25 protein-coding genes are annotated in these 25,261 nt (G+C 66.6%); 4 read left to right on the top strand and 21 right to left on the bottom strand.

The window, feature by feature from the left end:
* Window positions 1-42: 42 nt before the first annotated feature.
* The 8 genes from H7J86_RS18790 to H7J86_RS18755 all read right to left on the bottom strand — a co-directional run bounded on the left by H7J86_RS18790 (window position 43) and on the right by H7J86_RS18755 (window position 6,928).
* Window positions 43-837 carry a phosphodiesterase gene (locus H7J86_RS18790; protein WP_267292566.1) on the bottom strand — a complete coding sequence of 265 codons (795 nt, stop codon included), beginning with the start codon at window positions 835-837 and terminating at the stop codon, window positions 43-45.
* A complete protein-coding gene (locus H7J86_RS18785; protein ID WP_090354568.1) occupies window positions 831-1,553 on the bottom strand; it encodes an aspartate/glutamate racemase family protein in 723 nt (240 codons plus the stop codon). Before H7J86_RS18785 ends, H7J86_RS18790 begins: the two co-directional genes overlap by 7 nt.
* Window positions 1,550-3,097 carry an NCS1 family nucleobase:cation symporter-1 gene (locus H7J86_RS18780; RefSeq protein WP_090354566.1) on the bottom strand — a complete coding sequence of 516 codons (1,548 nt, stop codon included), beginning with the start codon at window positions 3,095-3,097 and terminating at the stop codon, window positions 1,550-1,552. The genes H7J86_RS18785 and H7J86_RS18780 overlap by 4 nt, the downstream gene beginning before the upstream one ends.
* An 81-nt stretch (window positions 3,098-3,178) precedes the next feature.
* Window positions 3,179-3,880, bottom strand: coding sequence for a GntR family transcriptional regulator (locus H7J86_RS18775; protein ID WP_090354565.1), 702 nt, complete (start codon window positions 3,878-3,880; stop codon window positions 3,179-3,181).
* A 45-nt stretch (window positions 3,881-3,925) separates the two neighbouring features.
* Entirely contained in the window at window positions 3,926-4,843 is a 918-nt protein-coding gene (locus tag H7J86_RS18770; RefSeq protein ID WP_187096993.1) for a TIGR03564 family F420-dependent LLM class oxidoreductase, read from the bottom strand.
* 43 nt (window positions 4,844-4,886) lie between these two features.
* Window positions 4,887-5,327, bottom strand: a complete 441-nt coding sequence (locus H7J86_RS18765; protein WP_090354563.1) for an SRPBCC family protein — start codon at window positions 5,325-5,327, stop codon at window positions 4,887-4,889.
* Window positions 5,328-5,404: 77 nt separating this feature from the next.
* Complete coding sequence (locus tag H7J86_RS18760; RefSeq protein WP_267292565.1) at window positions 5,405-6,475, bottom strand: CaiB/BaiF CoA transferase family protein; 1,071 nt, start codon at window positions 6,473-6,475, stop codon at window positions 5,405-5,407.
* Entirely contained in the window at window positions 6,476-6,928 is a 453-nt protein-coding gene (locus H7J86_RS18755; RefSeq protein WP_090354559.1) for an SRPBCC family protein, read from the bottom strand.
* A 93-nt stretch (window positions 6,929-7,021) separates the two neighbouring features.
* On the opposite strand from H7J86_RS18755, the gene zwf reads away from it, so the two are divergent.
* Complete coding sequence (gene zwf, locus H7J86_RS18750; protein ID WP_235683419.1) at window positions 7,022-8,530, top strand: glucose-6-phosphate dehydrogenase; 1,509 nt, start codon at window positions 7,022-7,024, stop codon at window positions 8,528-8,530.
* 6 nt (window positions 8,531-8,536) lie between these two features.
* On the opposite strand, the gene H7J86_RS18745 is transcribed toward zwf, so the two are convergent.
* From H7J86_RS18745 to H7J86_RS18710, 8 genes are read right to left on the bottom strand one after another with little or no spacing between them, the layout of a single operon-like run.
* Window positions 8,537-10,018 carry an MCE family protein gene (locus H7J86_RS18745; RefSeq protein WP_267292564.1) on the bottom strand — a complete coding sequence of 494 codons (1,482 nt, stop codon included), beginning with the start codon at window positions 10,016-10,018 and terminating at the stop codon, window positions 8,537-8,539.
* Window position 10,019: 1 nt separating this feature from the next.
* Window positions 10,020-11,150 (bottom strand): MCE family protein, encoded by a 1,131-nt coding sequence (locus tag H7J86_RS18740; RefSeq protein WP_090354556.1) that lies wholly within the window; start codon window positions 11,148-11,150, stop codon window positions 10,020-10,022.
* Window positions 11,147-12,493: an MCE family protein gene (locus H7J86_RS18735; RefSeq protein ID WP_372517293.1), complete on the bottom strand. Its 1,347-nt coding sequence runs from the start codon at window positions 12,491-12,493 to the stop codon at window positions 11,147-11,149. The genes H7J86_RS18740 and H7J86_RS18735 overlap by 4 nt, the downstream gene beginning before the upstream one ends.
* The gene (locus H7J86_RS18730; protein WP_372517309.1) at window positions 12,490-13,791 is read right to left on the bottom strand and encodes an MCE family protein; all 1,302 of its coding nucleotides are present in this window, start codon (window positions 13,789-13,791) and stop codon (window positions 12,490-12,492) included. Before H7J86_RS18730 ends, H7J86_RS18735 begins: the two co-directional genes overlap by 4 nt.
* Before the next feature lie 23 nt (window positions 13,792-13,814).
* A complete protein-coding gene (locus tag H7J86_RS18725; protein ID WP_267292562.1) occupies window positions 13,815-14,846 on the bottom strand; it encodes an MCE family protein in 1,032 nt (343 codons plus the stop codon).
* Between the two features lie 8 nt (window positions 14,847-14,854).
* Window positions 14,855-16,168 carry an MCE family protein gene (locus tag H7J86_RS18720; RefSeq protein WP_267292561.1) on the bottom strand — a complete coding sequence of 438 codons (1,314 nt, stop codon included), beginning with the start codon at window positions 16,166-16,168 and terminating at the stop codon, window positions 14,855-14,857.
* 5 nt (window positions 16,169-16,173) lie between these two features.
* Window positions 16,174-17,001 (bottom strand): ABC transporter permease, encoded by an 828-nt coding sequence (locus H7J86_RS18715; RefSeq protein ID WP_090354550.1) that lies wholly within the window; start codon window positions 16,999-17,001, stop codon window positions 16,174-16,176.
* A complete protein-coding gene (locus H7J86_RS18710; protein ID WP_187096998.1) occupies window positions 17,001-17,777 on the bottom strand; it encodes an MlaE family ABC transporter permease in 777 nt (258 codons plus the stop codon). Before H7J86_RS18710 ends, H7J86_RS18715 begins: the two co-directional genes overlap by 1 nt.
* Window positions 17,778-17,938: 161 nt before the next feature.
* Between H7J86_RS18710 and H7J86_RS18705 the strand changes: the two genes are divergently transcribed.
* Window positions 17,939-18,310 (top strand): UBP-type zinc finger domain-containing protein, encoded by a 372-nt coding sequence (locus H7J86_RS18705; protein WP_090354547.1) that lies wholly within the window; start codon window positions 17,939-17,941, stop codon window positions 18,308-18,310.
* Here the strand turns inward: H7J86_RS18705 and H7J86_RS18700 are convergent.
* Together H7J86_RS18700 and H7J86_RS18695 are read right to left on the bottom strand one after the other, a co-directional pair.
* Window positions 18,307-19,869 (bottom strand): phytoene desaturase family protein, encoded by a 1,563-nt coding sequence (locus tag H7J86_RS18700; RefSeq protein WP_267292560.1) that lies wholly within the window; start codon window positions 19,867-19,869, stop codon window positions 18,307-18,309. The genes H7J86_RS18705 and H7J86_RS18700 overlap by 4 nt on opposite strands.
* 46 nt (window positions 19,870-19,915) lie before the next feature.
* Window positions 19,916-20,515 carry a TetR/AcrR family transcriptional regulator gene (locus H7J86_RS18695; protein WP_090354544.1) on the bottom strand — a complete coding sequence of 200 codons (600 nt, stop codon included), beginning with the start codon at window positions 20,513-20,515 and terminating at the stop codon, window positions 19,916-19,918.
* 118 nt (window positions 20,516-20,633) lie between these two features.
* Here H7J86_RS18695 and H7J86_RS18690 point away from each other — a divergent pair, with 118 nt between their 5' ends.
* Window positions 20,634-21,443 carry an MBL fold metallo-hydrolase gene (locus tag H7J86_RS18690; protein ID WP_267292559.1) on the top strand — a complete coding sequence of 270 codons (810 nt, stop codon included), beginning with the start codon at window positions 20,634-20,636 and terminating at the stop codon, window positions 21,441-21,443.
* On the opposite strand, the gene H7J86_RS18685 is transcribed toward H7J86_RS18690, so the two are convergent.
* The 3 genes from H7J86_RS18685 to H7J86_RS18675 all read right to left on the bottom strand — a co-directional run bounded on the left by H7J86_RS18685 (window position 21,397) and on the right by H7J86_RS18675 (window position 24,236).
* Window positions 21,397-22,245, bottom strand: a complete 849-nt coding sequence (locus H7J86_RS18685) for an SDR family NAD(P)-dependent oxidoreductase (protein WP_267292558.1) — start codon at window positions 22,243-22,245, stop codon at window positions 21,397-21,399. The genes H7J86_RS18690 and H7J86_RS18685 overlap by 47 nt on opposite strands.
* Window positions 22,226-23,572, bottom strand: coding sequence for a cytochrome P450 (locus H7J86_RS18680; RefSeq protein WP_267292557.1), 1,347 nt, complete (start codon window positions 23,570-23,572; stop codon window positions 22,226-22,228). The genes H7J86_RS18685 and H7J86_RS18680 overlap by 20 nt, the downstream gene beginning before the upstream one ends.
* A gap of 76 nt (window positions 23,573-23,648) precedes the next feature.
* On the bottom strand, window positions 23,649-24,236 hold the full coding sequence (locus H7J86_RS18675) for a TetR/AcrR family transcriptional regulator (RefSeq protein WP_235632718.1): 588 nt from the start codon (window positions 24,234-24,236) through the stop codon (window positions 23,649-23,651).
* 83 nt (window positions 24,237-24,319) lie between these two features.
* On the opposite strand from H7J86_RS18675, the gene H7J86_RS18670 reads away from it, so the two are divergent.
* Window positions 24,320-25,255: a cytochrome c oxidase assembly protein gene (locus H7J86_RS18670; RefSeq protein ID WP_267292556.1), complete on the top strand. Its 936-nt coding sequence runs from the start codon at window positions 24,320-24,322 to the stop codon at window positions 25,253-25,255.
* The last annotated feature ends 6 nt before the right edge of the window (window positions 25,256-25,261 follow it).

The raw sequence follows: 25,261 nt of genomic DNA, 5'->3' as shown, positions 1-25,261 counted from the left end.
ACCGAGTTCCGGTCTGAGCCCTACCGAGCAAGGTCGTGACACCTACGCGAACGGGTACGGTCCCGCGAAGGTACCGAGCTGGACCATGTGGCTGACCAGGCCGTCGCGGTCGCTCCACGAGTGCAGCAGGTAACCCCGAGGACCATCGTGACTGGACGGGCCGGCCGTGGCGGCGAACTTCAGGTCGATCTGCGTCGCGGTGCTCGGGCTCGTGCACAACACCGTGCCGGCCCAGCGCTTGACCATGGGCCGGTGCACATGCCCGCACAGCACCGCCTCGACGTTGCCGAACCGCGCGACGACGCCGCGCAGTGACGACTCGTCGAAGTACCGGTATTCGTCCAGGTACGGTATGCCGCTGACCAGCGGCGGGTGGTGCAGCATCACCACCGTCGGTTTGTCCGGCTTCTGGGCGAGAGTGTCTGCGAGCCAGTCCAACCCGGCCTGGTCGAGGTGACCGTGGTGCTGCCCGGGAACGGTGGAGTCCAGGCCGATGATCCGTACCGGATGGTCGTCGACGCAGTAGTGCAGCGGGCCACGCAACGGCAGGTAGCCATGATCGGAGAACGCCTCCCGCAAGCGGGCCCGGTCGTCGTGGTTGCCCGGGATCACCAAATACGGAATGGGAAGGGCGGTAAGGATATCCCGCACCATCGTATACTCGTCGGGCCGTCCTTCATCCACCAGATCACCGGTGATGAGCACCAGGTCGGGACGGGCATCCAGCGTGAGAACGTGCTCGATCGCGTCGGCGAATCCGCGATTGGAGTCCACAACCCCCTGGTAGAGCACGCCGTTCGGCCGCACGTGCGGGTCCGACAACTGCGCGATCAGCACATCGAACGTTCCGTGTATTGCTTCTCCGGCGGTGCCGCGAACTCGCCCCGCTTGGACGTCCGCAGCCCCAGGGTGACCAGCGACTGCACCGTCAGCGTCGCCGCCGTCACCCCGTCGATCACCGGCACACCGAGGTCGGCCGAGATGGCGGCGCACATATCGGCCATCCCCGCACAACCCAGCACGATGGCATCGGAGTCATCGGTCTCCAGCGCCTCCCGGCAGGCTTCGGTGATGATCTTGCGGGCATCGGGATCGGTCTCCAGGTCCAGCACCGCGATCTCGCAAGCATGTATTCCTCGGCAGAACCGTTGCATACCATAGTGTTCGGCCAGATCGGCGGCCCGCCCCATGGTGCGAGCCAGGGTGGTCACCACGCTGAAGCCGCGGCCCAGATGGCTGGCAGTGTGCATGGCCGCCTCGGCGATGCCGATCACGGGTCCGCGGGCCACCTCGCGGGCCGCGTCCAGGCCGGGGTCGCCGAAGCAGGCGATGACATAACCGTCGACGCCGTGGGCTTCACCACGCTTGACGGCGTCGAGCAAGCCGGGCACGCTCATCGCCTCGTCGTAGTGACTCTCGATCGAGGGCGGGCCGAATTCTGAGGTGACCCCGATGATTTCGGTGTCCGGACCGGCCACCGCCCGGGCGCACGCCTCGATGGTCGAGGTCATGGCCCGGGTGGTGTTCGGGTTGATCACCCAGATTCGGCTCATGCCACCGATGCTGCCACCAGCGTGTCGCGCTTGGCCAGCAGGTAGTAGAGGCCCAGCGCCACACCGCAACCGATGAACCAGCTGTACTGGGCCGCGGTGTGCATACCGTAGACGCTGCCGCCGAGCAATACCGGAAGCATGGCCAGCACCGCCCCGACCACCGTGGCGATCACCGCACACTTGTTGTAACCCTTGGTGTACCAGTACTTTCCGGACTCCTCCATGGTGAACAGGTCGTCCACCACCACCTTCTGCTTGCGGATCAGGTAGAAGTCGGCCAGCAGCACCCCGAACAGCGGGCCGATGAACGCGCCCAGCGTTTCCAGGGTGTAGTGGATGACCTCGGGGTTGTTGTACAGGTTCCACGGGGTGATCAGCACCGAACCCACCGCCGCGATCATGCCGCCGGCACGCCAGCTGATCTTCTGGGGGCTGACATTGGAGAAGTCGAACGCCGGCGAGATGAAGTTGGCGACGATGTTGATACCGATGGTGGCGATGGTGAAGGTCAACGCGCCCAGCACGATGGCGAAGGTGCTGTCGATCCGGGCCACCGTGGTGACGGGATCGGTGATCAACTCGCCGAACACCGGAAGTGTCAGCGACGCCGTCACCACCACCAGCACCGAGAACACCAGGAAGTTCACCGGCAGGCCGAGGAAGTTGCCCTTCTTCACCGCCGCGAACGACTTGCCGTAACGCGAGAAGTCACCGAAGTTGAGCATCGGGCCCGAGAAGTAGGACACCACCAGGGCAATGGCACCGAGCATCACCGGAACCGAGGACCAGCCGGTGTAGGTGACATCGCCGAGGTTGAGATCGATGGCGCTCCAACCGGCCTTGTGGATCAGGTAGCCGCACAGGATGAACATGACGACGTACACCGCGGGCCCGCAGAAGTCGATGAACTTGCGGATCGATTCCATACCGCGCCAGAACACGCATGCCTGCAACACCCACAGCAGCAGGAAGCTACCCCAGCCCAGCAGGGACAGTCCGGCGAACCCGTAGTCGTCGACCACCGCGTACGGTGCCAGCCCCGGGAAGAGCTTGACCAGCACGATGTCCAGGGCCGCCGACGCGAGGAAGGTCTGAATGCCGTACCAGGCCACCGCGATCAACCCACGGATGATGGCCGGGATGTTGGCGCCCAGCACACCGAACACGGTGCGGCAGATGACCGGGTACGGCACACCCGCCAGCTGACTGGGTTTGGCCACCAGGTTGCACAGGAAGTAGACGATGCTGATGCCGACCAGCAGCGCCACCAGCACCTGCCAGCTGGCCAGGCCGAGCGCGAACAGGCTGCCCGCGGTGACATAGCCACCGACGCTGTGCACATCGGACATCCAGAACGCGAAGATGTTGTAGGAACCCCAGGTCTGGTTGCGCAGCGGGGCCAGGTCTTCGTTGGTCAGCCGCGGGTCGTACCCCGGCTTGATCTCACCACCGCCGACCGGGTGACCGGCCGCTTCCACGATGTCACCGGCGCCGATGGCGGCGCCGGGAGGCAGGTCGTTCTTGGGGATGACGGTATCGGTCATAGTCGGTGACGCTAGAAACCGGGTGTTTCCCTGCTGTTTCACCGCGACTATGGATTGATTGCGAAGAAAATATATTGCCAGCTAGGCAAGTAGGCCGGTGTCGGTCGGCAGCGTCGCGATCACGGCGTTGAGCCGTGCCGCGTGGACGTCGGAGGCGGCCAGCAGCCGTGGTGCGTCGCCGGCCAGGAAAGCCTCCAGCATCTCGCGATGATCGGCGTGCAGGTGCGCACGATCCTCGGGGCCGACATGGACCATCGACTGCACGGGTTCGGTGACATTCCACGCCGCCTCGAGCATGTGCAGCAGTCGGTGCATGCGTGAGGGCCGGGTCAGTGCGGCATGGAACTCCCGGCTGCCCCGGTGGTAGGCGACGCCGTCGGCGTCCCGTACCGCTTGTTCCAGGAGATCGTTGACCGCGATCACCGCGAGCCTGTCCTCCTCGGTGGCATTGGCCACCGCGGCGGCCAGCGATGCGGACTCCAAAGTCTCACGCACGATGTACATCTCGCGTAGTTCCTCGGCGGTCAACTGCGCGACGCTGTAGCCGCCGTTGCGCCGCTGCGCCACCAGGCCCTCACCGACCAGCGTTTTCAGCGCCTCCCGCACCGGGATCTGACTGACTCCGAACACCTCGGCCACCTCGGCGAGCGGGATCGGGGTGCCGGGGGGCACGCCGCCGTCGAGGATGGCGCGACGCAATTCGCCGAGCACGGCCTGCTGCGAGGAGCCCGCATGATCGGCCACCAGATGTTCGAGCAGGGCCGATCGCCGTTGGGGCCGCATGCCCGCAGGGTAGGACACCGGTGTTGCGGCCCTGTTTCAGACCGCTTACAGCGCGGCGCCCACCTCCCAGATGGGCTCCAGCGCGGCAATACCGGTGCGGACCAACGGGCTCAGCACGACGTCGGTGGCTCCGGCGTCGAGATAGCGCCGCAATTGTGCGGTCACCTGGGCGGCCGTGCCGACGGCGGCGAGATCGATCACCGAATCCACGCCTTCGCGCTCGATGACCTTCGCGTACGACGGGATGGTGGCGTAGAACTCGAGGGCCTCCTGCGCCCGGGCCCGGCCCTCGTCCACATCATCGGTCACCAGCACGGGCACCGCGGCGATCACCTTCGGTGCGGGCCGGCCCGCCTCGGCCGCCGCTTTGGAGATCGTCGGCACGATGAACTCCGCCACGGTGCGCGGCCCCGCCAGGTACGGCAATGTGCCGTCGGCCAGTTCTCCCGTCACGCGCAGGGCCTTGGGTCCCATGGCGGCGACGTACACCGGAAGTGGTGACCCGCCGGCCACCGTGACCGGCCATTCCGGGGCCGCGGTGAACTCGGCACCGTGGAAGTCGACGGTGCCGGTGTCGAGGATGGACCGCAGCACCTGAAGGTGCTCGCGAAGCCGGCCGATGGTGTTCGGCCAGGCGGTGCCGAAGGCGGCCTGCTCGGGTGCGTGCGCACCGAGCCCCAGTCCGAGGCTGAAGTTTCCGCCGGTGGCGGCCTGAGCCGTCTGCGCCTGCGAGGCGACGATGAGCGGGTGCCGCGGGTTGATGGGCACCACGAACGTCCCGACACCCAGGCCGGGCACCGCGGCGCCGACGTAGCCGGCCAGCGAGATGGCGTCATGGTCGAACTGCTGGGCGATCCACAACTGGCGGATGCCTGCGTCGTAGGCGCGGCGGGCCTGGTCGATGGCGGCTTCGACGTGGTTGGCAGAAGTACGGTCGGGATCGAGCACTACTCCGGTGGGCATGCTGAGCACAACCCTCCGCCCGGCACCGGGAATTCCGTTCGGCTCAGGCTGAGTACTTGTCCATGACCTGTTGATGCAGGCTGTCCACGGCGGTGTCGAGCACCAGCTTCTTCGCCCGCCGGACGATGAAATCCGGGATCGGCGCGGCGAGGTCGATGATGAGGTCGAAACGCACCCGGGTCCGGTCGCCCTCGCGGGTGAGGTTGTATTCACCGTGCTGGCCGCGCTGGGTGCCGGTATCGGCGGCGTCCCACACCACCCAGTTCTCACCCCAGTGATATTCCAGCAGTTCCCTGTCGGTGAATCCCATGATCTTGAGCGTTGCCCGCACGTGATGCGGGCGACCGTCCGGATGACGGTCGAGCACCTCGGTCTCCCGATGCAGCGACGACCACGACGGCACCGAGTCGATATCGGCGATAGCGTCCAGGATCTCCTCGGGCAGGGCGTCGAAGACGATTTCCCGCGTTGCCGTGACAGCCATATGGGCAAATGTAATTACCCATTCAGCCTCGCGCAACGATTCTGAAAGCTAATTTTGTCTCAGACGTAAACGCATCGTCACCAATCGATCTGGTCGATCGGGGTGGCCGATGACGGCGGCGCGCCGACGGGTCCCGCGGGTGTCCGGGAGAACCGTGGAGCCGGCGCGGCCTGGATCATGCCGTGCGTCTCGATCAGGGTGGACCGCGCCCGCAGATGTGCGTTGCTGGCAGCTTCACCCCACGTCAGAACCGGAGTCACGCAGGCGTCGGTGCCGGCGAAGATCTCGGTCCACTCCGCGCGGGTGCGGCGGGCGAATCGTTCGGTGAACACGGCGCGCATCTCGTCGTAGCGGTCACGCTCGTGCTGGCCCGGCACCTCCTCGGCGCGCAGGCCCAGACCGGTCAGCAGATGAGCGAAGAACTGCGGTTCGATCGCACCGACCGCCATATGACCGGCGTCGGAGGTCTCGTACACCCGATAGAACGGGGCGCCGCCGTCGAGCAGGAACGACTCCCGCTCGTCGCGCAGCGCGCCGGTCGCCTTCATCGTCCACATCATCTGGGCCAGCAAGCTGACCCCGTCGACCATGGCGGCGTCGAGCACCTGTCCCGCACCGGAGCGTTCCCGCTCATACAGCGCGGCGACGATGCCGACCAGCGCCAGCATCGACCCGCCACCGAAGTCGGCGACCAGGTTCAGTGGCGCCACCGGCGGGCGGTCGCGGTATCCGATGGCGCTCAGCGCCCCGGTCTGGGACAGGTAGTTGATGTCATGGCCGGCCGTGTGGGCCAGCGGTCCGTCCTGGCCCCAGCCGGTGATGCGGACGAAGATCAGCCGCGGGTTGCGCTGCGCGCACTCGGCGGGGCCGATGCCAAGCCGCTCGCACGTGCCCGGGCGGAAACAGTCCAGCAGCACATCGGCTTTGGCGGCCAGCGCCAGCAGCGGCCCCGGATCGGCCTTCACGTCGAGGTCGACCACCCGCTTCCCGCGGTGCATCAGGTCGACGTTCTCCGCGGGCATCTCCAGTTGGCCGGGCCGTCGCACCCGCACCACTTCCGCACCGAGGTCCGCCAGCATCATGCCGGTGTGCGGCCCGGGCCCGATGCCGCCGAGTTCGAGGACGCGAACTCCGTGTAGTGGTCCCACCTACTGCTGCTTCTGCCTTCGCAGCACTTCCTTGCGCAGCCCGTCGGTGGCGACATCGAGGGCACCCTTCATCACCTTCTTGAGGATGAATCCGGGCAGCGGGATGGCGAGTTCGACGGTGATGTCGAACCGCACGCGCGTCTTGGGGTCAGTTCCCCCCAAGGGGGTCAGGGTGTAACTGCATTTCTGCGATTTCAGCTGGCTCGCCTTGACCAGCTCCCAGCTGACCTTGTCCGGCTCCCAGGTGTACTCGACGGTCAGTACGTCGGTGATGCCGACCGTCTTGATGGTCTGCTTCACCACGCGGGGGCGGCCCTCGTCGTCGGTGTCGACGACCTCCGCCTTCTGATACTGCGGTGACCACGTGGGGGTCGACTCGACGTCGGCGACGACGGCGAAGATCTCGTCGGGTGTCGCTTCGATGACCACTTCGCGGGAGTCACTGGTTGCCATGGGGTGACCATAGCCACCCGCTACCGGCCCGCGGTCACAAATCAGCGCCTCGATGTCGTGCAGAGTTCACAATCTGATGGAAGCATCGGCCGAGTGGCCGCCACCTTGCCAGACAACCCGCAGACCATCGCCTATCCCGCGCCGGGCGCCCGCCCGCATCGCCGGGACGGCGATCCGCTCGAGCCGCACGTCATCGTCCTGTTCGGGGCGACCGGCGATCTCGCCAAGCGCAAGCTGCTCCCGGGGATGGCGTACCTGGACCAATCCGAGCTCGCGCCCAATATCCAGGTGGTCGGGACCTCCCTGGAGGATCTCACCGACGACGAGTTCCGCGCGCTGGCAAAAGAGGCCATCGAGAAGTTCGGCACCCACAAGCTGACCGATGAGCAGTGGGCCAACTTCGCCAAGATCGTGAGCTATGTGCCCCAAGGTGCGGGCCCGGAGGCACTGGCCACGGCGGTCGCCGACGCCGAGACCAGGCTGGGCGGCAATGCTCAACGGCTGCACTATCTTTCGGTACCGCCCAAGGCCGCGCGTGCGGTGATCACCATGTTGCGCGAGGCCAATCTGGTGGAACGCTCGCGGGTGGTGATGGAAAAGCCGTTCGGCACCGACCTGGCCAGCGCGGTCGCGCTCAACGATTTCGTGCACGAAACCTTCAAGGAACGTCAGGTCTTCCGCATCGACCACTTCCTGGGCAAGGAAGCGGCACAGAACATCCTGGCGTTCCGGTTCGCCAACGGCCTCTTCGAACCGATCTGGAACCGCAACTTCATCGACCATATCCAGATCGACATCCCGGAGATGCTCGGCCTGGACGAGCGGGCCAACTTCTACGAGAGCACCGGCGCGTACAAGGACATGGTGGTCACCCACCTGTTCCAGGTGATGGCCTTCGTGGTGATGGAGCCTCCGACCGCGCTGGAACCCCGGGCGATCAGCGAGGAGAAGAACAAGGTCTTCCGTTCCATGCTGCCGATCAAATGCAGCGACGTGGTGCGCGGCCAGTTCGCCGGCTACCGCGAACTCACCGGTGTCGCAAGGGATTCGGACACCGAGACGTTCATCGCCCTGAAGGTCGGTATCGACAACTGGCGCTGGGCCGGTGTGCCCATCTACCTGCGCACCGGCAAGAAGATGGCCGAGGGTATGCGCATCATCTCGATCGCCTTCAAGGAGGCCCCGCGGACGATGTTCCCGGCCGGCTCCGGTGTCGGCTCACAAGGGCCGGACCACTTGACCTTCGATCTGGCGGACAACTCCAAGGTGTCACTGTCGTTCTACGGCAAGCGGCCGGGGCCCGGGATGAAGCTGGACAAGATGTCGATGCAGTTCTCGACGACGGAGATCGCGACGAACGGCGACGTGCTGGAGGCCTACGAACGGCTGATCCTGGACGCCATGCGTGGCGACCACACCCTGTTCACCACCGCCGAAGGTATCGAATCGCTGTGGGAGCGCTCCACACAGCTACTGGAGGACCCGCCCCCGGCCAAGGTCTACCAGCCCGGAACGTGGGGCCCGAACGCCATCCACCAGCTCATCGCGCCGAATGCCTGGCGGCTGCCGTTCGAGCGGGCCTGGCGCGAAAAGCCGAAGTAATCCCGCCTACCGCCCCGGTGGCACCAGCATCGACTGCCACGTCCGGTTGCCCGGGTTGGCGAGGTCGCCCTGGGTGTAACGCCGGCCGTCTGGGCCGATGTAGTCCCCGGTGGCCGGGTCATAGGGGACGGCCACCACGGGCGGCGGTGGTGACACTGCGGCCGCACCCTGCGCGGCACCTTCGGGAGTGGACGCCGGTGGCGTGCCGGGCGGGTACTGCGGAATGCTCTGCCCGGACAGCGTGGCGTTCGGATCGCCCTTCCAGTTGTAGCCGTCGTTGAGCGGGACGTACTCCTGGTCGCTCTCACACATCTCGACCGTCGGCGCCCGCTTCCACGGCTTGGCCTCACATGGGATATTGCGCGCCCCACGGACATTGAGATCGGAATCCTGAGGAACCCGGCAGTACAGTTCACCGGCGGTCCGGTCCGGATAGTCCTGCATCGACGGTGCGCGCTGCTGTTTGACCGGCAGGAAGCCCGTGTTGCAGGGCGGCGGCAGGTTCAGGTTGAGGTTGAAGTCCAGATAGATCCCGTTATAGGCCTGTTTGACGTTGGCGTCCGCGGCGGCGATCGCCGACATCACCGCCGTGCCCTGCGGGAACAGCACCAGCAGCTGCTCGATGTCGTTGCGGTAGGTCACCGCGATATCGCCCAGGCTGACCAGATTGGCCAGCAGCACCGGCAAGGCGGGCGCCACCCGGTCGAAGAGCTGTTTACCTTCGTTCAGCGCCGGGGCCCCCTGCTCCAGCAGATCGGCGAATGCCCGGTCCTGGGCTTTGAACTGGCCGAACAGTGACGCGGTGTGCGCCGCCCAGGTCCGGATCGAATCCGCGGTCTGCACCTGTGAATCAAGCACCGGAGGCGCCTCATCGATGAGCCGGCCCAACTGCTCGGTCGACATACCGCCCTCGATGGCCAACGAGGTTGAGCCGTCGACGATGCGCGACAATTCCGGCCCCAGCCCGCCGACCGCCTTGGCGGCCTCGTCGACCACGGTCTTCAGGTTGTCCTGCGGGATCGCCTGCAGCGCACGGTTGGTGGCATCCAGCAGATGGCCGATATCGGGGGGCACCGACACCTTGCCGACCGGGATCACATCGCCGTCATGCAGAACCGCCGCCGCGCCCGATCTGTCCACGCCGGGGGTGAGTTCGACGAACTGCTCGCCGACGGCCGAGCGGCTGTGCACCGCCGCGGACACATCGGCGGGTACCGACGTCGACGACTTCAGGGTCAGTTCGGCCCGCACCCCGTCCTTGGTCACGTCGACACTCGTGACCCGGCCGATTTCGTCACCGCGATAGGTCACCACCGAACTCTCGTACAGGCCACCCGAGGTCGGCAGGTCCAACGACACCGTGTACCGGCCGTATCCCAGCAGCGCGGGGACGTTCACGATGCCGAAGGCCATGACGCCCACCGAGATCAGCGTGACGGCGGCCAGGATCGCCAGCTGGATCCACACCTTGCGATGCAGGCGCAACATGTCAGTACCCCCCGAAGTGGTAGGGGGCGACCAACGGGTTGCCACCGGTATAGGGGCTCGGCATCTGCCCGATGGTCCGGCCCCACTGCATCTCGAGCTCGGTCAGGTCGCCCTCCCAGCGGGTGCCGGTGAAGATGCTGCTGTCCAGCCGGCTCAGCGTCAGGTCGAGCACCAGGGTGATGTTGGCGAAGTCGCCGCGGAACCACTTGGACAGGTTGCTCTTCACCCACGGGTAGGTGGACAGGAAGTCCAGTCCCCTGGTCAGCGACGGGCCCGCGTCGGCCAGCGAGCGCAGCACCGGGCCGATATTGCGGAGGTTGTCCACCAGTGCCTCTTTGCTCTGCCGCACAGTCGAATTGGCGACGGCACTGAACTTGCCCAGCCCGTCGATCGCGTCGGCCAGCTTGGTGCGGGTGTCGGCCAGCACAGCCAGCGCCTGCGGCAGGGTGGTCAGCGCCTTGTCGACGGTCGCGTCGTTGGCGGCGAACTTCCCGGCCAGCGAGTTGAGATGCTCTGTCGCGGTGATGATGTCGTCGGTCTGTGCATTGACCTGGGTGATGAAGGTGTCCAGCTGGGTGAGCAGGCTGCGCATGTCGTTCTCACGACCGGACAGCGCCTTGGCGAAAGTCTGGTTGATCTCCTGCAACTCCCCCAGCCCGCCACCGTTGAGCAGGACCGACACCGAGGCCAGCGTCTGCTCGGTGGTGGGATAGGTGGCCGCCGAGGACAGCGGGATCAGTGACCCGTCGTGCAGCTGCCCCTGCGGCGCTTCGTCGGTCGGCGGGGCGAGTTCGATGTGCATGGAGCCCAGTAGGCTGGTCTGCCCCACCTTGGCGGTGGCGTTGGCGGGCAGGTGCACGTCGCCGTTGATCCGCATGGTCACCAGCGCGTGCCAGTCCTGCACCTCGATCTTGGTGACGTTGCCGACGTTCACATCGGCCACCCGTACCCGGGTGTTCTGCTGGATGACCACGACATCCGGCAGCTGCGCCTGAACGGTGTAGGAACTAGGCCCGTCCCCTGCCGATGTTGAAGTGCCGGGCAGGCTCAGCGAGTTCAGGCCGCGCCATTGGCATCCGGGGATCACCGCCAGGCAGGCCACCAGCAGTACCGCGAGCAGGGGCCGCCTCATGGCGTACCACCACCGGGAACCATGAGACCGGGCAGCCCGGCCGCGGGGTCGAGTGTGGCCGTGGGTGGCGCTTCGGCGGCGAGCAGTCCCACCGGGTCGACTCCAGACCCCGTCGCTTCGCTCGCCCCGACCTGCGCCGGCGGCGGGGGGAGCAGTGGATCTCCGGGAGGCCGCAGCCGGTCCTCGCTGTAGGTGATCTCGTTCGGGCGTGCCACGGCGCCCACGAAGGGGTTGCCGCCGATCGGGAAGAAGTTCATCTGGCGGTTCTTGACGATGGGTGCCAGGTACTGCACGCACAGCTTGGCCGACTGTTCGGAGTTCAGCCGTGACGCGGCCTGGACTGCGCTGCAGAGGAATTGGACCGTATCGGCGAAGTTGACCGGCGCGAGGATACCGGTGATCGCACTCTGGGCGGGCTGGTAGATGTTGACGAAATTCTGGAAGACCGTCGGCCCGATGTGCAGCACCTGCTTGATATCGGTGCGGCTGTCGTTAAGTGCGGTGGTGATCTGGTTGAAGTGGTCGAAGGTGGTGCCCAGCGCCTCGCGGTTCTCGGCGACGAAGCCGCGCAGATCTCCGACCGCGGTGTCGAGACCCTTTGTCGCATCGGCGACTTCGTCGGGCGTGTTGGTCAGCACCGTACTGACCTGGGCGAAATTCTGATTGAACGCGGCCAGCAGGTCACTGCTGGACGACAGGGCGGACACCAGCAATTGCATGTTGCGCACGGTGCTGAAGATGTCGGAGCTGTGGTCGCCGAGCGCCGAGAGCGCCTGCGACAGTTTGATCACCGTGTCGCGAGCCGTGTCACCCTCGCCGCGCAAATTGTCGGCAGCGCTGTTGATGAACTCCCCGACCGAGTTGGGGCCGCCGGGGCTCTGTGGTTGCAGGGCGGCGGTCAGCTTCTCCAGTTGCTGCCGGAAGTCGTCCCATTCCACCGGGACGGCGGTGCGGTCCTGCGGGATCGACGACCCCGCAGCGAGTTTCGGTCCACCGTCGTAGGCGGGTACCAACTGGATGGCACGCGCGCTGACCAGCGACGGGGACAGGATGGCCGCCTTCACGTCGGCCGGCACCGGATATTGCGACTCGACGGAGAAGGTCACCTTGGTGGATTGCGGTTGCGGTTCGATCTTGTCGACCGTGCCGACGGCCACGCCCAGGATTCGCACCTCGTCGCCCTTGTACAACCCGTTGGCGTTGGCGAAGTACGCGCTGAAGGTGTCCTTGGCGACGTGTTTCCACCAACCAGATCCGGCCGGCGTCGCCACCACGCTGATACCGGCGGCCAGAATGACCACCAGCAGAACCCCCGTCAGAGAGCGGGCCTTGGAGTGTGTCACGGCTGACCTCCCGGCTCACCGGGTGCGGGCACCAGGACCGGCGTGGGTCCGGTGTACGGCACCGGCCCGACGATTCCGGGCGGCGCCGGGGCCGGCGGTCCAGGGGGCGGACCACCCGCCGGCGGGGCCGGCAGCGGTTCGCGATAGGGATAGCGCGGATCGCCCGGATTACCCGTGATGGCGTCGGGCAGGAAGAGTTTGGGATCCCCACCCTGGCCGGTGCGCGGGAAGGGGGACGGCAGGGCTGGGGTACCCGGTTGCCCGATCGCGGGGTCGACCAGTTCCGAGGGCAGTTTCACGTTCGGGTCGAGCCCGAGGTCGGAGAAGGCCGAATCGATGAACGGCTGGACGAATTGCCCGGGCAACAGGTTGACCAGGGAGGCCTTGAAGTACGGTCCCGAACCCAACACCTCGCCGAACGACATCGCGTATCGGCGGAACAGGGCGACGGTGCGCTGCAGTTCCTTCCTGCGGTTGTCCAGGATGGACAACACCCCGTTCACCTTGTCCAGGGCCGGTGTGAGCTGGGTGCGGTTGTCGGCCACCAACCCGGAGATCTGATGTGACACCGCCGTCAAGTTGCCCATGAAGCTGTCCAGGGCGCCTTGCTGGGCCACCAGTTCGGAGAGCAGGGCGTTGGCGTTGACCACGAGCCCGGCGATCTGGTCGCTGCGCTTGGCGAGCACGGTGGTGACCTTGTTGGCGTTGCCGAGCAGGTTGCGCAGCTGCGCGTCGCGCGTGTTGAGGGTGTCGGAGAACTGGGCGACACCGTCGAGGGCCAGCTTGAGGTCGCCCGGGGTCTGTTTGAACGTATCGGCCAAAGTGGTCAGCGCCGAGGACAATTGGGTGGTGTCCAGGCCGCTGACGGCGGTGGTCAGGTCACCGAGTGCGGTCGGCAGGTCATAGGGCGAGGTGGTGCGTTCCAGCGGGATGGTGCCGGTGAGGTGGCCGTCGCCGCGCGGGGTGATCTCCAGCATCTTGGTGCCGAGCACGGTTTCGGTCTTGATCGCGGCCTCGGTGCGGTCGCCCAGGTCGACACCGTCCTTGACGGTGAAGTCGACCCGGACCTTGGTGCCGTCGAGGTGGATATCGGACACCCGCCCGACGGACAGGCCCGAAACCCGCACGTCACTACCGGGTTTGATGCCGCCGGCTTCGGAGAAATAGGCGGAGTAGTCCGATGTCCCCTTGATGAACGGCAGCCGGTCGTAGGAGAACGCGGCGATGACCACCACGATCAGGATCAGGGTGCCGACCACGCCGACGACGATCCGGTTGCGCTCGGCAAGGGGTTTGATGTTGGGGCGCTTCAGTTTCAATGTCATTTGGGTGTGCACCGTCCTGTGTCCTGGCCGGCGAGTTTGATGAACACGGGTTGGCCGCCTTTACCGTTGACCTTGAGAATCGCGTCGCACAGGTAGAAGCCGAAGTAGTCACCGTAGAGCCCGTTGCGCGCCAGGATCTGATAGGCGTCGGGCAGCGTTTTCACCAGGTCGTCCACGTAGGCGTGGTCGGCCTCGATCTGACCGGACACCCGATCCGCCTGTACCACGGCCTCTTTCAGCGGGGGGCGCATATCGGTGAGCAGGTCTGCGACGGTGGCCGTCGCCGCGCTGATGTGCGCCACGCCGTGTGCGATATCGGTCCGGCGGTCCGACAATCCCTGCACCAGTTCCGAGAGTTTGTCCAGACCTGCCGAGAACTGTTCATCGCGTTCGCCGAAGGTACCCAGCACGGTGTTCAGGTTGGTGATGACCTGACCGATGAGTTGGTCACGGCCGGCCAGCGTGGTGGTCAGTGCCGACGTCTGGGCCAGCACCGAGGAGATGGTGCCGCCCTGGCCCTGGAACACCTTGAGCAGCTCGCCGGACAGCGCGTTCACCTGATCGGGATCCAGCGCCCGGAACAACGGGCGGAACCCGCCGATCAGCGCGTCCACGTCCAGAGCGGGTGAGGTGCGCTCCTTCGGAATGGTCTCCCCCGGCGTCAGCCGGTGCACCGACCCCGCACCTTCTTCGAGCGCCAGATACCGGTCCCCGATCAGGTTCTCGTAACGCACCGCCGCGGTGGTGCCCTCGGTGAGGGCGAGGTTCTTGTCGATGGAGAAGTCGACGTGGACGGTGCCGTCCTTCTGCAGCGTCATCGTGCCGACCTTGCCGACCTCGACGCCGGCGATGCGGACGAAGTTGCCCTCCTTGAGTCCCGACACATTGGTGAACACCGCGTGGAAGGTGACCCGCGAGTCGAACCGGAACTGCCCGAACACCGTCACCAGCGCGAAGAGGAAGACCAGGCACATGGCGGTGAACAACGCCACCCGCACCACCGTGCCGGTGAGGCTCTTTCGTCGCATGAGTCGTCCTAGGGGTTCGCGGGCGGGGGAGGTACGGGTGCCGGGTCGGGCGGCGGGGGCAGTCCCGGTGCGAACTGTGGCGGGAACGGTCCGGGTGCGGGCGGGCCGTTGTATCGGATGCTGGGCGGTTCGGGGACCGCCCGGGTGACCGGTAGGTAGTTGGCCCAGCCCGGGAATCCGATACCGGGGTTGGTGCGGATATCCGGCCCGGTGCCGAACCCGGTATCGGTGACCAGGTATTTGACCGGGAAGTTCTTGGTGACGTCGGGCAGCGACCCGCAGCTCGGCCTACCGCCGGGTCCACCCTGGGCGTTCACGATGGGCAGGTTGTCCGGGAAGCGGTACGGGTCGTCGCCGGCGAGCAACGCGGCGTCCATGATGACCGATTTCCCGTTGCCGCCCATGGCATCCCGGCCGCCGTGTTCCAGGAACCACTGCGCCCCCTGGAACAGGCAGGTGTAGGTGGGTGAGTACTTCAACAGCAGGCTGGTGGTCGGGTCCAGGATGTTCATGGCGCGCACCAGGTTCTGCTCATTGCCGCCGATCACGTCGACCCCGGTCTGGGCGAACCCGATCGCCGACAACAGCACGTCGTCCAACGCCTGAGCGTGCGTGGTGATCGTGGTGCTCGTGGTGGCCGCCGAGTCGAGGATCGACAGGATGTCGTCGGCGGCATCGGAATAGGCGGCGGTGGTCCGACCGAACAGTTGCCAGTCCCGCTGCACCGTGGGCATCCGCGGGTTCACGGTGAGCAGCAGGTTGTCGGCCGACGTGATGGCCTCGCCGATGCGCTCGCCCTTGCCGCGCAAGGACTCCGCCACGGCCGACAGCACGGAGTTCAGTTTCGCCGGGTCGATGGCGTGCACCACCGACTGCAGGTTCTCGAAGACGGTGTTCACCTCGACGGTGACATTGCGGGACTGCAGCACTGCGCCCGGTTTGAGCGATTGCGGACTGGCGTTGTCCGGCACGATGAGATCGACGTATTTGGCCCCGAAAGCGGTGCTGGACTTGATCTCTGCTTCGACATTGCTGGGCAGGTACCTGAACGGCCCGGGGTCGAGTTTGAGGTTCAGTGACGCGAGGCCGTCATGTGTGCCGATGCCACCGACCTCACCCACCTGTACGCCGCGCAGTTTGACCTTGGCGCCGTTCTCCATGACCAGACCGGCACGGTCGGAGATCAGGGTGACCGCGACGAAAGACCGCAGCGTCCCGTTGAACAGCACGGCGGTGAGTGCGATCAGCGCGCCGATCAGGATGAAGAGGATGGGCGCGTACCAGATCGGGTCGATCTTCTCGCGACGGGCACTGTTGGTCATCCGGGTCAGCCCGAGAGGTGGAAGTTGCCGGACTGTCCGTATACGGACAGTGTGATGGTGAGCAGCACGAACACCGTGGCGGTCACCGACGTGCGGACCGCCCGCCCGACGGCCTCCCCCACGCCGGCGGGCCCGCCGGTCGCGGTGAAGCCGTAGTAGGTGTGCACCACCATGACCGCGGCTGCCATCGACAGGGCGGCGATGAACGACCACACCAAGTCCATCGGGCGCAGGAAGGTGGAGAAGTAGTGCTGGTACACACCGTTGGACTGGCCGTAGATGACCGTGGTGCCGAACTGGGTGGCCAGGAAGGACATCAGCACGGCCACCGTATAGAGCGGGATGACCACGACGACGCCGGCGACGATGCGCGTCGACACCAGGTAGGTGATGGCCCGGATGCCCATCACCTCCAGCGCATCGATCTCCTCGTTGATCCGCATGGCGCCCAGCTGTGCGGTGGCGCCGGCGCCGATGGTGGCCGCCAGGGCGACCCCCGCGGTGGCGGGGGCGATGAACCGGACGTTGAGGAACGCCGACAGGAAGCCCGTCAGCGCCTCGATGCCCACATTGGACAGGGTGTTGTAGCCCTGCACCGCGATCAGCGCACCCGTGGACAGGGTGAGGAAGCCGATGATGACGACGGTGCCGCCGATGACGGCCAGCGCGCCGGTGCCCAGCCCCATGACGGCGATGAGCCGGAGCACCTCGCCGGGGTAGCGCCGGATGGCATCACCGATGTGCAGCAGCGACTGACCGTAGAAGGCGGTCTGCTCGCCGATCACCCGGAGCCGGTCGGCCGGGGTGCGCTTGCCGGCGGTGGCGTCACTCATCAGGGCGCGACCTTCACACCGAGTGCAGTGGCCAGGATGTTGATCAGGAACAGCGCCATGAACGCGAACACCACGGTCTCGTTGACCGCGTTGCCCACACCGGTGGGGCCGCCGCCCACCGACAGGCCTTTGTAGCAGGCGATCAGCCCGGCCGACAGGCCGAACAGCAAGGCCTTCACCAACGACACGATCACCTGGGGCAGGCCGGTGAGCAGGGTGAGCCCCGCGACGAACGCGCCGGGAGTGACGTGCTGAACGTAGACGACGAAGAGGTAGCTGCCGGTGAGGCCGACGACAGCGACCACGGAGTACAGCATCAACGCCACGAAGGTGGCGGCGATGACGCGTGGAACCACCAGGGCCTGAACAGGATTGACGCCGATCACCTTCATCGCGTCGATCTCTTCGCGGATGGTGCGGGCGCCGAGGTCCGCGCACATCGCCGTGGCCCCGGCGCCGGAGACGACGATGGCGGTGACGACGGGCCCCACCTGGGTGACCGAGGCCAGCGCCGCCCCCGCGCCGGAGAGGTCGCCGGCCCCGATCTCCAGCAGCACGATGTTGAGGGTGAAGACGATCAACACGGTGTACGGGATGGACAACATGATCGTCGGGAAGATGGACACCCTGGCGACGAACGAGATCTGTTCGAACAACTCACGCCAGGCGAACGGCCGCCGGAACATCGCAGCGAAGGTCTCGGCGCTGAGCACGACGAACTCGCCCACGGCATCCATGGACCGGGCGACCTGCCCTGTCAAGGGTCGAGCTGTCATCGCGCGGACGTTAAGGCCACCGAAGTTAGCTGTCAAAAGCAGTGCTCACAGAAATGGCGACGTCAAGATCGGATTTTGCTGGTGGACATGACGAGAATAGTTTTGCTCAGCGTGATCTGATCTCATCGATGCAAACGCTTGCCGCACAGTAAGCTCGTCCTATGACACCTGCCGATCCGGAAGCCCAGCCGGAAGTCGACCCGAACGCGACACCCAGCGGTACCGGTTGCCTGGAGTGCGATGCGGCGGGCGGCTGGTGGGTACACCTGCGCCGCTGCGCCGCCTGCGGGCATATCGGCTGCTGTGACGACTCGCTGTCCCGCCACGCGCAGGCGCATTGGCGTAGCACCGGGCATCCCGTCATCCGCAGCTTCGAACCGGACGAGGACTGGTTCTGGAACTACGACACGAACGAATACTACGACGGCCCGGAACTGGCCGAGCCGCAATGCCACCCGCTGGATCAGACGGTTCCGGGGCCGCGCGGACGGGTGCCCAGGGACTGGATGGCCCAGCTCCAGGCCAGGGGCTAACCCAGCACTGCCTGCGCGGCGTTATAGCCCGGAATGAACGTGATACCGGGCCCGCCGTGGCAGCCGGCACTGCCGAGGTACAGACCCTCGATCGGAATCGGTTGGTCGACATAGCCGCATGCGCCGGGCCGGTTGGGGCCCATCTGCTCGGGGTGGATCAGCCCGTGACAGTAGTCACCCCCGGGGGCGCCGAACATGGTGCCCATATGCCGCGGGGTGAAGGTGGTGTGCCGGGTGATGAGCTGCTCGAAATCCGGTGCGATGCGGGTGATCTTCTCGATGACGCGGCGGCCCATCTCGGCCTTCGATTCCCCGTAGGACGCCGAACCCGCTTCGATCGGAAACCACAGCGCGAACGCCGACACCGCGTGCTTGCCCGGTGGCGCCAGGTCGGGGTCGTGCACGGACGGCATCTGCATGGCGACGGCGGGATCGGCGGGCACGATACCGCGCCGACTGTCCTCCCACTGCTGTTGCAGTTCCTCGGGAGTGCTGAAAAGCCCGATGGCCGCCTGCATCTCAGGGTTGTTGAGCATGCCGTAGGGTTCGGCGAAGGTGGGGATGCCGTCCAGCGCGAAGTGCATCTGCAGGTAGCTGCCGCGGTGATCGATGCGGGCGAAGCGTTCCCGGATATCGGCGGGGACCGCGCCGGGGTCGATCAATCCGTTGACGGTGAGATCGGGTGCGATGCCGGAGACGACGACCGGCGCACTCACCACGGTCCCGTCGGCCAATCGCACTCCGGTAACCCGCCCGCCGTCGACCAAGATCTCGTCGACCTTGGCGCGCAGGCGCACTTCGCCACCGGCCGTGGTGAGCCGGCGCACCAGGTGATCGGTCAGCGTCCCGATACCGCCGCGCAGCTTCTTCATCAGCACGGCATTCTCGTCGGGCACCGCCAGCCCGAACGCCAGCGCCGCGGCGCTGCCCGGGGTGGCAGGACCGCGGTAGGTGGTGTTGACGGCCAGGAAGGACAACATGCCGCGCAGTGCCCCGTGCTTCTCACCGTCGGGCAGATAGCGGTCCAGCACGTCGGTGACCGAGCCGAACAACATGTCGCTGATCGCCGCACGTTCGAATTCGTTTGTGGCACAGCCGTACATCTCGTCGAGTGTGCGGGGCGGCTTCCCGGCGTCAAAGCGCCCGAGCGCCCGGGTGGGCGCCTGGCTCCAGGCCATCAGGCCGGCCATACCGTTGACCGCCTCGGCGCCGTGCACCTCGTTGAGGTGGGTGAGCAGCTTCATCGGGTCGGTGTAGTAGATCACCGGCTCGTCGCCGATTCCGCGCAGTGACACCGACATCACGTCGACGTCGACACATGGCAGTTCGTCGAGACCGAGTTCCGCGCTGACCACTGCGGAGGTCGGGAACTGCAGTGAACCCGCGATCTCGAATTTGTAGCCGTCGAAGAGTTCGACGGTCGAGGCCATGCCACCGGCGTAGAGCTTGGAATCCAGACAGAGGGTGTGCAGTCCGGCGCGTTGCAGCAGGACGGCGGCGGCCAGGCCGTTGTGGCCCGCACCGATCACGATGGCATCGAAATCCGTGGAATCCGGCATCAACCGAGGCTGGCAGCCGAGGAATGTTTTGTCAATATTGACAAAACTAGGACGGGAGGAGGCCCGTCTCCAACGAGTTCAGCGCACTGCGGGTCAGCCGGGCCAGTTCGGGAAGCGACCGCTCGCCGAGCATCCATACCTCCATGGCACCGAACACCGCCGCGGCGATACACCGGGCCGCCACCGTCACCCGCAATCGGGCGTCGGTACCCGGCCGGGGCGGGTAATCGCGACGCAGATGTTCTTCGACGACTTCGGCGAAATCGGCCTCGACCTGCCGGATGTGGCGCACGATCCGGCCGGGCTCCAATTCCTCGGCGCGCAGCGCGGCGATCTTGGTCACCGCCTCCACGTCGTACGGCGACGCCAGGATCGCCGAGTGCACCGACTCCACGATCGACTCGCCCGAGTTCCGTTCGGCCAGGGCCGCGCGGAACCACTCCAGGCCGGCGTCGTAGTCGACGAAGAGCAGATCGTGCTTGGACGAGAAGTGGCGATAGAACGTCCGCAGCGACACCCCGGCATCGGCGGCGATCTGCTCGGCCGAGGTCTCCTCCACCCCCTGAGCGAGAAACCGCACCAGGGCCGCCTGCCGCAGCGCTTCGCGGGTGCGCTCACTTCGCGCCGTTTGGGCTGGCCGGACCATTATTTCAACGTACCGCAGCGCCCACGTCACACCCCGAGGCTGACAAAGTGCACCGTTTGACATGCTTGCCGGGGTTGCCCACAAAGTTGCCCACAGAAGATGACTCGCAGGAGATCGCGTGAAGGTTCACCACCTCAACTGCGGCAGCATGAGACTGCCGACCTATCCCCTGGTGTGCCACGTGCTGCTGGCCGAAACCGAACACGGACTGGTGCTCGTCGACTCGGGTTTCGGCACCGGCGACTGCGCCGACCCGCGGCGCCGCATCGGCCCCGTCCGGCGTCTCACCCGTCCCGCGCTCTCGCGCACCGAGACCGCTCTGCACCAGATCCAGGAACTCGGGTACCGCGCCGGCGATGTGCGCCATATCGTGGTCACCCACTTCGATTCCGACCACATCGGCGGGATCTCCGACTTCCCGCTCGCGCGCATCCACACCACCGTCGCCGAGGCACGCGGCGCCGTACATGCCCCGTCCCCGCGTGAGCGCATCCGGTACCAGAAGGCACAGTGGGCGCACGACCCACTGCTGGTCGAGCACAATCCCGACGGGGAATCCTGGCGCGGATTCGCCGCCGCCAAGGAGCTTTTTCCCGGCATCGTGCTGGTGTCGCTACCCGGGCACACCCGCGGCCACGCGTGCGTCGCCGTCGACGCGGGGCAGCGCTGGATCCTGCACGCCGGTGACGCGTTCTACCACCACGGGACGATCCGGGGCACGACGGTCCCGCCGATGTTGAGCCGGATGGAGAGTTCCGTCTCGTTCGACCGGAAATGCCTGCGGGACAACCATGCTCGACTGGCCGAGCTGGCCGGCCGACACGAGCCCGATCTGTTGATCGTCAACGCGCACGACCCGGTGCTCCTCGATCAAGCCCGGGTCAGCGGCGGGCACGCCGGCGAAGCACCGATTCCACCCGGCTCATGACGTCGTAGTAGTACGTCGGCGTGATCCGCGTGAGCGCGTCGAACACGTACGCGTCGGGCCCCACCAGGACGCGGGCCTTCCCAGCCTCCACGCCGCGGTGGATGATCGCGGCCGCCTTGTCGGGTTCGGTCATGGTGAGCGCGGCGAACTCCGCCACCATCTCATCGTGCGTGCGCCCCCGGCCGTCGGGGTCCTTGCGGACCCGCGCATTGCGCACGATATTGGTGTTGATCCCACCCGGATGCACGTTGACCGCCGACACACCGGTACCGCGCAACTCCTGGCGCAACGCGTCGGTGAAGCCGCGCACCGCGAATTTCGCAGCGCAATAAGCACTCTGGTTGGGCATGCCGGCCAGGCCGAACACGCTGGAGGTGTTGACGACGACCCCGCAATCCTGCCGCACCAGGATGGGCAGGAATGCCCGCGTGCCGTTGACCACACCGTGGAAGTTGATATCCCACGACCAGTTGTCGTCGCCGGTGTTCGCTTCGAGCACACTGGACGACACGGCCACGCCGGCATTGTTGAACACCGCGCCGATCGGTACCGGCGCCCACTCGGCGACCTCGGCCGCGAAGTCGCGCTGAGCTTGGGCGTCAGCGACGTCGAGCACCGTGCGCAGCACCGGACCGGACAGCGCGGCCTCGGTCTCCTTGAGTCCCGCCTCGTCGATGTCGGAGATCGCCACCGGACAGCTGTGCGCCGAAAGCCGCTGTGCCAATGCCCGTCCGATCCCGGACGCGGCACCGCTGATGACCGCGGTGCGGCCACTGATGGTTCTACGCGTGGACTTGCTCACGTTGCTCCTCATGTGGTGTCTCGGCCGGCGTGCGACGCCGGAAGACCACGGCGCGCCCGCCCGCGCCGGGGGCCATCGCGACGCCGCGCGAACGTTGCGGTTCCCCGGCTGCGGTGGTGGTGCCGAAAGCGAAGTCCTGCAACAAGGTACGCAGCGTCACCGTCATCTCCATGTTGGCGAACGCCGCGCCGATACAACGCCGGATGCCACCGCCGTAGGGAATCCAGGTGTAGTTGTCGGGATTGGATCCGAGGAACCGGTCGGGGTCGAAGGCCATGGCATCGCGGAAGTTGGACTCGCAGCGGTGCGACAGGCCGAAGCTCGCGATGACGGCGGTACCTTCGGGAAGGACCCAGTCGCCCAACCTGATTCGGGTGTCGACGATGCGCGCGGTGAACTCCACCACCGGCCGCGTGCGCTGCACCTCCCAGATGACGGCCTGGCGTAGCTCGCCGCCGTCGTGCTCGAGGCGCTCCAGCACCGACGGATGCCGGCGCAGTCGTTCGATCACCCACGACAGTGTCGTCGCGGTGGTCTCGTGTCCGGCCGCGAGCAGGGTGAGCAGTTCGTCTGCGACATGATCGTCGGCGATCGGCGAACCGTCCTCGTAGCGTGCGCTCAACAGCAGCGCCAGCACGTCACTGCGGTCTTCGAACCGGGGATCGGCGCGGGCCTCGGCGATCAGCCCGGCGATGATCTCGTTGTAGCGGCGCCGGGCCCGCTGCACCCGGCCCCATGGACTCCACGGCCCGAGATCCCGACGCAGCGCCCGGGGCAGGATCGCCATCTTCGATGCCAGCGGGACCATCGGCGGCAACAGCTCGCGCAACTCGTCCAGCGCGGGGCCCTGTGCGCCGAAGACGGTGCGCAGGATGGCACTCAACGTGATGCGCATCATCGGTTCGAGCGTCGCGAACTCGACACCCTCGGGCCACGTCGCCGTCTCCCGACGCACCTCTTCCTCGATGATGGCTTCATAGGAGGACATCCGCTTGCCGTGGAACGGCGGCACCAGCAGCTTGCGCCGTTCCCGGTGTTCGTCACCGTTGAGGCTGAAGGTGGATCCGGGGCCCAGCACCGAGCCCAGATTCGCCGGCCTGCTGATCAGGTCCGGTCCGGTGGTGAACAGCTCCTTGATCAGCGCCCGGTCGCTGATGACGACGGCGGTGCCGAAGATCGGCACTTTCACGGTGAAGGCCGTGCCGTACCGCCGCGCGGCGGTGTCGAGCACCCGCCGCCGGGCACTGAGGAACACCAGGCCCTGCACCAGTGGAGGCCACCGCGGACCGGCAGGCAGCCGGATCGGATCGGTCGTCGCTTCGGCCATGTCCACACACCCATCAAGTTGGTACTGCGATGTACCGACTACGGTACGTGGAAGTACCGGGCTCCACAAGAACGTGTCAGGACATCGGCGTGATGAGCGCGATGGTCGCCTCGACCGCCTCCTCGGTGAAATCGCTCATCCGGCCGCCGTTCTCCACCGTGACCGCGGTGAGCTCGCGCAGCCCGCCCAGCAGCATGATCAGCCGTTGCCGCGAGATCGGGCCGATCCCCGCCTCGCGGAACTCGGACCGGTCCACCAACTGGTTCACCATGCCGACGAACTGCTCCATGGCGTCACGGACGAGCTGACGGCCCGCCACCCCCAGCGAGGGGCCGTCGCGGATCCAACTCAACGTCAGGCCGGGCCGGGATTCGGCCGAGGCGATCCAGGCTTCGATGGCCTGGCGGGCTTGCTGCTGCCAGGGCGCCCCGGGATCGACGGCCGCGGCGATCTGCTGCACCTGTTCGGCGTTGGCCTCGGCCAACAACCGCACAAAGCACTCCTCCTTGCTGGCGAAATGCTCATAGAACGTGCGACGCGACGTCCGGGCCCGGCGCACGATATCGGCGATCGTCGTCTTGGCATAGCCAGTCTCGGCGATCGACTCTTCGAACGCCGTGAGCAGTCGCTGACGGAAGTCGGGCGCAGCGGGTTCGGTCGTCACCAGGTCCACCTCATATCGGGCAGTCATCGTACTGCCCGAGAACGCGCAGGTGGTGCACAGCAATCGCACGCATACTGGCCGCCATGTCTTTGGCGGTGGCACCGCTGACGCTGTCCACCGCGGCGACATCGTGGACCGTCGATGCGGCTTCGACGGCGCTGCTTGTGCTGGCAGGCAGCGCCTACGCGTGGTGCTGCCGGCGCGCGCACGCTGCCAAGGCGCCGCTGCCGGCCCCCAGACGGGCCGGATTCTGGAGCGGAATCGCGGTCTGGGCGCTGGCCACCATGAGCATGGTCGGCGTGTACGCCCCGGTGCTGTTCTGGGTGCGCGCTCTCCAAGTTCTGCTGCTGCTGTTCGTGGTGCCGATGTTGTTGGCGCTGGGCACCCCGCTGACCGCGTTACGCGCGGCGGGCGGCGCCGCACTCGTCGACAGGGTGCTCGCCGGCAAGGTCGCCCGCGTGCTCACCCATCCGGCCACCACCTCGGTGCTCATGTTGGCCACGCCGTGGCTGCTCTACCTGACACCCTGGTACGTGGCGGCCCTGACCAACCCGGCCATCGAATCACTCACCCGAATAGTCTTGGTACTCATCGGTTTCTGCTACTTCTATGCGCGCATCCAGGCCGACCCGGTGCCGCGGCGGTACCCGCAGATGATCTCGGTCGTGATCAGCATCGCCGAGACACTGGGCGACGGTCTGTTGGGCCTGGTGTTGTGGCTGGGACCGCTGGTCGCCACCGACTACTACCTGGCCCTGAACCGCACCTGGGGCCCCAGCATGCGGGTGGACCAGTCGATCGGCGCGGGCGTGCTGTGGATTCTCGGTGACGTGCTCGGTGTGCCGTTCCTGATGGTGCTGATGCGCGCGCTGTCTTCCGACGAGCAGGCCCAGGCCGCGGTGCTCGACGCCGAACTCGATGCGGCCGACGACACGTCCGGTGAACAGACCTCATCCGCACTGTGGTGGGAGGCCGATCCGCAGCTGCGTGACCGCTTCCACCGCCGAACAACCGAATAGGCGTAC

It is taken from the genome of Mycobacterium hackensackense, assembly GCF_025822555.1.
In the GTDB taxonomy this organism is placed as follows: domain Bacteria; phylum Actinomycetota; class Actinomycetes; order Mycobacteriales; family Mycobacteriaceae; genus Mycobacterium; species Mycobacterium fluoranthenivorans.
This window is presented reverse-complemented; position numbering and strand designations above follow the sequence as displayed.